Source organism: Arthrobacter sp. Y3221157 (assembly GCF_059089865.1).
Genome location: NZ_JBNHFD010000121.1, coordinates 1 through 7250, shown reverse-complemented (window position 1 = coordinate 7250; position 7250 = coordinate 1). Strand labels below are relative to the sequence as shown.

Below are 7250 nucleotides of genomic sequence, written 5' to 3'. Positions count from 1 at the left end.
GCGGGCAGCGGGCGCCGCGGCTGTGGACGGGAACGGCAGCCGCGGACCGGGGGTCCGTCCGTTGGCCCACCGTGCCGCCAGCATTCTGCGATGCCAGCCATCCAGCTTTTCCTTGAGCCTGGCGGGCCGGATGATCCTGTTCCGACCGGACGACGGCGCGGCATGCCTGCGCGTCACCAGTTCCGGAAGGACGGTGGGATGGACAGAGGCTGCCAGGTCGACAGGGCTGGGCGGGGCGCTCCGATAGACGGCAGCCGCCAGGGCCGCAGCCGTCGGCCGGAGCCGCCGGTCCTCGTTGAGCCCGGATTCCAGGGCAGCGGCAAGTTCCTTCGGCACGTCCGGAACGAGCAGGGACAGCGGTGGGCGCTCGGCCGTCACGGGCGGCGCGGCGCCGGTCAGGCAGTACCAGCCGACGGCCGCCAGCGAGTAGACATCCCGTTCCGGCTGCAGACCGGCACGCACCGCATCCACCGGCGCAGGATCCACGAAACCGGGTGTACCCCAGTCTCCCCCGCGGCCGGGATCGCCCAGTATCCGCGCGATGCCGACGTCGGACAGCAACGGCTTGCCCTGGCCGGTGAACAGCACGTTTCCGGGCGCAACGTCCGAATGCGTGAACCCCTTGCCGTGCAGGTACGCCAGCGCCTGGCCAATCGGCGTCAACACCGTGACTGTCTCCCCGATGCCCAGCCGGCCCCGGGCCGCAACGAGATGGGCAAGAGAACCACCCGGGGCGTAGTCCAGGACAAGCGCTGTGCCGCCCCCGGACCCGGAATCGAAGCGGACGGCGTGGTGCGCGGTGGTGAGGTGCTGGTGGTCCAGCACGGAGAGGATGCGGATCTCCCGCTGTACAGCGTCTTCCTGTACAGCGTCTTCCTGTACGGCGTCTTCCTGTACGGCGTTTTCAGCCAGGCGCCCGCTCCCGTGCCGGTTCTTACCGGTGGGGTGGAAGCACTTCAGGGCGAACTCCCGGCGTGTCTGGTTTTCCGTACCCAGCCAGACCGTGGCGCTTCCGCCGTGGCCTAGGAGCCGCCCCGTGGTGTAACCGGGGATCTGCGGAACCGTTGCCTCGTCCATCCCTCATGTCTACTCGAATCCGCTGGAACCTGCAGAAGTTATCCACAGGCGGCGCTCTTCCGCCAGTGGGTGCGGGCAGAGGTGGTGAGGTTGGCCACTAAACCGGGTACGCGCCGCTGCGGCGTCTAAGCTGGATGCCATGACTCTTGAGTTTTCACAGCTGGGTCTGGCCCCCGACTTCGTGGATTACCAGCAGGCGTGGGACATCCAGCGCGAACTCCATGACAAAGTAGTCGCAGGCCAGGCACCAAGCACTGTGCTATTGCTGGAACATGCTGCCGTCTACACCGCGGGAAAGCTCACGGAAGACCACGAGCGGCCCTTCGACGGCACTCCCGTTGTGGCTGTGGACCGCGGCGGAAAGCTCACCTGGCACGGGCCCGGCCAGCTCATTGCCTACCCCATCCTCAAGCTGAAGAACCGCGCGGGAATCCGGGACTACGTTGAGCGGCTGGAAGCGATAATGATCGCCGTCATGTCCGACTACGGCATTCAGGCCGAACGCATCAAAGGCCGGGCCGGCGTGTGGATCAGGGCTGACGAAAAGGGTCCGGACCGAAAAATAGCCGCCATTGGCATCAGGGTACTTAACGGTGTCACCATGCACGGCATCGCCATTAACTGCAGCAATGACCTGGCACCCTACGGGCAGATCATCGCCTGCGGCATCACGGATGCGGGAGTGACCACCATGTCCCTGGAGACGGGGCAGGACATCCGCCCGGCCCACATCATTGAACGCATTGTGGAAGAATTCCGCAAGCACGAAGAAGCACTCGTATCAAGCCCTGAAGGAGCTCTACTGTGACACTGGCACCCGAAGGCCGGAAGATGCTGCGGATCGAGCAGCGCAACGCGGCCGTCCCGGTGGAGCGCAAGCCCGACTGGATCAAGGCCAAGGTCCAGATGGGCCCGGAGTTCGTCGGACTCAAGAACCTCGTCAAAAAAGAAGGCCTGCACACCGTCTGCGAAGAAGCCGGCTGCCCCAACATCTTCGAATGCTGGGAAGACAAGGAAGCCACCTTCCTCATCGGCGGCTCCGAATGCACCCGCCGCTGCGACTTCTGCCAGATCGACACCGGCAAACCCTCACCCCTGGACCGGTTCGAACCCACCAAAGTGGCCCGCTCCGTGCAGTCCATGCAACTGCGCTACGCCACCGTCACCGGCGTCGCCCGGGACGACCTCGAAGACGAAGGCGTCTGGCTCTACGCCGAAACCGTCCGCAAGATCCACGAACTGAACCCCGGCACCGGCGTCGAACTGCTCATCCCCGACTTCTCCGGCAACCCCGACCACATCACCGCGATCTGCGACTCCAACCCCGAAGTCTTCGCCCACAACGTCGAAACCGTGCCCAGGATCTTCAAGCGCATCCGCCCCGCGTTCCGCTACGAACGCTCCCTGGACGTCATCACCCAGGGCCGGAACCAGGGCATGGTCACCAAATCCAACCTCATCCTGGGCATGGGCGAAACCCGCGAAGAAATCAGTGAAGCCCTCCGCGACCTCCACCAGGCCGGCTGCGACCTGATCACCATCACCCAGTACCTGCGCCCCAGTGAACGGCACCTGCCCGTGGACCGCTGGGTCAAACCCCAGGAATTCCTGGACCTCCAGCACGAAGCCGAAGACATCGGCTTCCTCGGCGTCATGTCCGGGCCCCTGGTCCGCTCCTCCTACCGCGCCGGCCGGCTCTGGGCCACCGCCATGCGCAAAAAAGGCCGCGACATCCCCGCCGAACTCGCCCACATCGCCGACGGCATCCAGGACTCCGGCACCACCCGCCAGGAAGCCGCCAGCGTGCTGGCAGCCCACTCCTAGGAAGCAGCAACTTCATAGTCCAGAGCGTGCCCCGGGGGCCGGACGCCGATGATTCGGCGTCCGGCCCCTTGGCTTAAGTCACGTAGAATTGAGGCACTATGGCGAAATCCCCTGATTCCAGCAACTCCACTCCGGCGGGCTCCAGCGCAGTGAAGCGCGGCCTCTTCTCGCGCAAGCCGAAAGAAGCCAAAGCCAAGAAGCCCAGCAGGCTCAAGCAGATCCGCGAAGTCTTCACCATGACCCGCCGGCACGATCCCATGGTGCCGTGGCTGATGCTGCTGGTGTTCCTGGGTGTCGTGGCCGTGAGCTTCCTGGTGGGTTTCTGGCTGGAAAACTGGATTACGGGCCTGATCATCGGCATCCCGCTTGGTTTACTGGGCGCAACCCTGATCCTCTCGCGCCGTGCGGAGCGCGCCGCCTTCGCCCAGATCGAGAACCAGCCTGGCGCCTCCGGTGCCGCGCTCGGAACCCTCCGCCGCGGCTGGATTACGGAAGAACAGCCCGTTGCTGTTAACCCGCGCACCCAGGATGCCGTGTTCCGCGCCATCGGCCGCCCCGGCGTCGTACTGGTCAGCGAAGGCCCCAGCCACCGCGTGAAGCCGCTGCTGGATGCCGAGCGGAAGCGCCTGGCGCGGATCCTGCCCAACGTTACCGTGCACGTGATCGAGAGCGGCCGCGGCGAGGGCCAGGTGCCGCTCAGCCAGGTTGCCAAGAAGATGGGCAAGCTGAAGAAGGAACTGACCAAGGTCGAAGTCAACGCCGTTTCCAAGCGCATCGCGTCGCTGGGCAACAGGCTCCCCATCCCGAAGGGCATCGACCCCTACAAGGCGCGTCCCAACCGCGGACGCTAGGCCTGGGAACGCCCCGGTTACCGGTTCCGACCGGCCGCCGGGGCATTTTTCTTGCAGCTGCCAACCTCTTTCCACTGCCGCATCAAGGACAGGACGTTCCCATGCCACTAAAGAACCTGGTCATCCGCGCATTCCGGATCCTCGCCGTCGCCGAAGCCATCAGCTGGGCTGCCCTGCTGATCGGCATGTATTTCAAGTGGGTTGCAGGCACCACCGAGATTGGTGTCCAGGTAGCCGGGCCGATCCACGGCGCACTGTTCGTGGGCTACGGTGCTGCGGCGCTTGCCCTGTGGAGGCTGCAGCGCTGGCCGTTCACGGTGGCTCTTTTTGCGGGTGTTTCCGCGGTCTTTCCGTTCGCCACCATCCTGTTCGAGCGGTGGGCAGGTAAGCGGGGGTACCTCGGGGATGTGCCTGCGGAGACAAGCCCCACGGCGCCGAGGGAGTCCGCACGCCTCTAGGGCGCGTCAGGGCCGGCCGTGCACGGAGGCCGTTACCGGAGGATGAGCAGGGTGTTCATGGCTTTGTCGTGCAGTCCGCGCTGGTCGGGATCGAAGATGACGGCGGGGATCACCAGGCAAAGCAGTACGGCCCGCACAAGGGCAGCCAGCGGGCCCGGGACTCCGCCGCCCGGCTTCACCACGGCAATGCCCATGGCGCGGTGCCCGATGCTGTATCCGAGGGTGCCCACCAGGAGGGTTTGCTCGACGGCGAACACCGCCAGGGTGGCCCAGGAGTTTCCATCAAAGGCAAAGTTGCTGATCAGCAGCGCGATGCCCCAGTCGATCATGATCGCCAGGATGCGCCGGCCGGCCCGGGCGATGGAGCCGGGCCCGGATTCGGGGAGTCCCAGCCGCTCCCCCGGGTACTTCGAGATGCCGGAGGTGTCCGGTCCACTGAGCCAGGAACCAATGTCTTTGCGATCTACCACTGTCCAAGTTTACCGGCCTCTTTCCCGCGCACTGCCCGCATGCCGGATAGCGTTGGAACATGATGCGTACTGCCGATAGCGTTGCCCTAACGGGGCATTCTGTAACTTGCCCGAAACAATGTGGACATGGACGGGAAATGCCGCGTCCATAGGCTGTTAGCAGTTTCAAGCAATTCCCCGGCAGGGACAAGCACACAGCACGGACAACGCAGCAGGGATAACTGCAGGTTCTCCCTGCTTTCGGATTGCGCTGGATCAGATGGCTTGCACGCCAGATATTACATATGCGTTAGGAGCATAGATGTTTAAGACTGCGGACGAAGTCCTCCAGTTCATCAGGGACGAAGACATTAAGTTCGTCGATATCCGCTTCACCGATCTTCCGGGCGTGCAGCAGCACTTCAACGTCCCCGCCAAGAGCGTTGACGCCGACTTCTTCATCAACGGCCAACTCTTTGACGGCTCCTCCATCCGCGGCTTCCAGGGCATCGCGGAGTCCGACATGCAGCTGATCCCGGACGTGACCACCGCGTTCCTGGACACCTTCCGCATGGAAAAGACGCTCGCGCTGAACTTCTCCATCGTCAACCCCCGCACCGGTGACCCCTACCACCGCGACCCCCGCGGCGTTGCAGAGAAGGCTGAGGCCTACCTCGCGTCCACCGGCATCGCCGACACCGCATTCTTCGCTCCCGAAGCCGAGTTCTTCGTGTTCGACAACGTCCAGTACCAGTCCTCCCCGCAGGGCAGCTTCTACAAGATCGACTCCGAGGAAGCACACTGGAACACCGGCCGCGAGGAAGAGGGCGGCAACCTCGGCTACAAGACCCCCGTCAAGGGCGGTTACTTCCCGGTCTCCCCCACCGACAAGCAGGCTGACCTGCGCGATGCCATGTGCGTGGCCCTGGACGAAGCAGGCCTCGAGGTCGAGCGCAGCCACCACGAGGTCGGCTCCGCCGGCCAGGCTGAGATCAACTACAAGTTCACCACCCTGACCCACGCTGCCGATGACCTGCAGAAGTTCAAGTACGTCATCAAGAACACCGCAGATGCCTGGGGCAAGTCCGTGACCTTCATGCCGAAGCCCGTCTTCGGTGACAACGGCTCCGGCATGCACTGCCACCAGTCGCTGTGGAACGGTGGCCAGCCCCTGTTCTACGACGAGAAGGGCTACGCCGGCCTGTCCGACACCGCCCGCTGGTACATCGGCGGCCTGCTGAAGCACGCCTCCGCCGTCCTGGCCTTCACCAACCCGACGGTGAACTCCTACCGCCGCCTGGTCAAGGGCTTCGAGGCTCCGGTCAACATGGTCTACTCGCAGGGCAACCGCTCCGCCGGTATCCGCATCCCCATTACGGGCAGCAACCCGAAGGCCAAGCGCATCGAATTCCGCGCACCGGACCCCTCTTCCAACCCGTACCTGGCCTTCGCTGCCCAGCTGATGGCCGGCATTGACGGCATCCGCAACCGCATCGAACCGCCCGCACCGATCGACAAGGACCTCTACGAGCTCCCCGCGGAGGAAGCCAAGGACATCCCCAAGGCACCGGGCACGCTCGAGGAGGCCCTCGAGGCCCTCCGCGAGGACAACGAATTCCTGCAGGCCGGTGGCGTGTTCACCCAGGACCTGATCGACACCTGGATCGAGTACAAGTACGAGAACGAGATCCGCCCGCTGTCCCTGCGCCCGAACCCCTACGAGTTCGAGCTCTACTACGGCGTCTAGCCTGATCATGCGGGTGGCACGGCGATAGTCCGCAGACCGTCCGCACATTCCAGAACGAGTTCAGGCGGCTACATGTTTTCAGAAACGTGTAGCCGCCTTTCGTGTATCCGTTCGCACCACGGCTGGACCTCGATTTGCGAGACTACGCTACTGCCCAGTAACTTTGTGTTCGGCTACTTCGCAATCCCCCAATGTTGGAGTAGCCCGAGAGGTCCCGCGATTCCCCCAAGTCGCGGGGCCTTTCGTTGTTCATGAAGGTTCTTGGCTTATCCCGGCAAGACTAGGTGCCGTTGCCTTCTGCGTCGGTCGGCACCTCTTGATCATGGGCGTCCGGGTCGTGGACCTTTCGTGGGATCTTGCCTTCCACATCAGCGGGCGCGGGAGGGTCCTTCTCTTCATCGGTAGACATGGGCCAAGCATAAATCCCGCCAAAAAAGTTCGCACCTGCGCGATGGCGCCGGGTGCGCTGCCCGAAGGTGGGAGCCCGGCCCCTGACGTGCTGAGACCGGGAGCCGGACCCCCTGACGAATGCCCCCCGAGACGAAGACTGATTCAGCCTTCCCCCCAACAAGGTTGAAGAACACCGCCAATCCACATACTCGGCCAATCCGTCATGGAGTGCAATGCCACCCTGCCGCCGTTACCGCATTCCCGCATCCGTGAAGCGTCGGAACATGGTGCGTTGCGGGCCGGACGGGCCCCCGTTGTAGCGGCCGTGGTCAGTGAATCCGGCAACGCGGTAGGCGGCAAGTCCGGCGGGGTTGGCTTCGTTGACGGACAGCACGACGCCGGACTCCCCGGTGCGGTGCCGCTCAGTCAGCCGGGCGGCGGCCCCCACGGCAGC

The 7250-nt window shown here is 64.4% G+C and carries 8 protein-coding genes and 1 pseudogene; 5 read left to right on the top strand and 4 right to left on the bottom strand.

The genetic code is table 11. From position 1 onward, the window contains the following. Window positions 1–1077: serine/threonine-protein kinase (locus tag AC5RTT_RS19000; RefSeq protein WP_494146491.1), on the bottom strand; the 1077-nt coding region annotated here is incomplete at its 3' end. A gap of 130 nt (window positions 1078–1207) precedes the next feature. On the opposite strand from AC5RTT_RS19000, the gene lipB reads away from it, so the two are divergent. From lipB to AC5RTT_RS18980, 4 genes are all read left to right on the top strand, one after another. Beyond that, a complete protein-coding gene (lipB, locus tag AC5RTT_RS18995) occupies window positions 1208–1885 on the top strand; it encodes a lipoyl(octanoyl) transferase LipB (RefSeq protein ID WP_494146492.1) in 678 nt (225 codons plus the stop codon). Further along, a complete protein-coding gene (gene lipA, locus AC5RTT_RS18990) occupies window positions 1882–2901 on the top strand; it encodes a lipoyl synthase (protein ID WP_494146490.1) in 1020 nt (339 codons plus the stop codon). Before lipB ends, lipA begins: the two co-directional genes overlap by 4 nt. Before the next feature lie 98 nt (window positions 2902–2999). Next, window positions 3000–3752, top strand: coding sequence for a DUF4191 domain-containing protein (locus AC5RTT_RS18985; protein ID WP_494011925.1), 753 nt, complete (start codon window positions 3000–3002; stop codon window positions 3750–3752). 101 nt (window positions 3753–3853) lie between these two features. Further along, window positions 3854–4210, top strand: a complete 357-nt coding sequence (locus tag AC5RTT_RS18980) for a DUF3817 domain-containing protein (RefSeq protein WP_494146489.1) — start codon at window positions 3854–3856, stop codon at window positions 4208–4210. Between the two features lie 32 nt (window positions 4211–4242). Here AC5RTT_RS18980 and AC5RTT_RS18975 read toward each other — a convergent pair whose 3' ends face one another. Continuing rightward, window positions 4243–4680 carry an RDD family protein gene (locus AC5RTT_RS18975; RefSeq protein WP_494146488.1) on the bottom strand — a complete coding sequence of 146 codons (438 nt, stop codon included), beginning with the start codon at window positions 4678–4680 and terminating at the stop codon, window positions 4243–4245. Between the two features lie 301 nt (window positions 4681–4981). Here AC5RTT_RS18975 and glnA point away from each other — a divergent pair, with 301 nt between their 5' ends. Then, window positions 4982–6406, top strand: coding sequence for a type I glutamate--ammonia ligase (gene glnA / locus AC5RTT_RS18970; protein ID WP_494011928.1), 1425 nt, complete (start codon window positions 4982–4984; stop codon window positions 6404–6406). 280 nt (window positions 6407–6686) lie between these two features. Here the strand turns inward: glnA and AC5RTT_RS18965 are convergent, their stop codons facing one another. Both AC5RTT_RS18965 and AC5RTT_RS18960 read right to left on the bottom strand, forming a co-directional pair. Continuing rightward, window positions 6687–6815 (bottom strand): hypothetical protein, encoded by a 129-nt coding sequence (locus AC5RTT_RS18965; protein ID WP_494146487.1) that lies wholly within the window; start codon window positions 6813–6815, stop codon window positions 6687–6689. 231 nt (window positions 6816–7046) lie between these two features. Beyond that, window positions 7047–7250 (bottom strand): annotated as a pseudogene (locus AC5RTT_RS18960) (GNAT family N-acetyltransferase); the annotation flags it as partial.

Coding starts and splice junctions, on each gene's coding strand:
- AC5RTT_RS18965 (WP_494146487.1), bottom strand. CDS start 6,815: ATGTCTACCGATGAAGAGAAGGACCCTCCCGCGCCCGCTGATGTGGAA.
- AC5RTT_RS18985 (WP_494011925.1), top strand. CDS start 3,000: ATGGCGAAATCCCCTGATTCCAGCAACTCCACTCCGGCGGGCTCCAGC.
- glnA (WP_494011928.1), top strand. CDS start 4,982: ATGTTTAAGACTGCGGACGAAGTCCTCCAGTTCATCAGGGACGAAGAC.
- AC5RTT_RS18980 (WP_494146489.1), top strand. CDS start 3,854: ATGCCACTAAAGAACCTGGTCATCCGCGCATTCCGGATCCTCGCCGTC.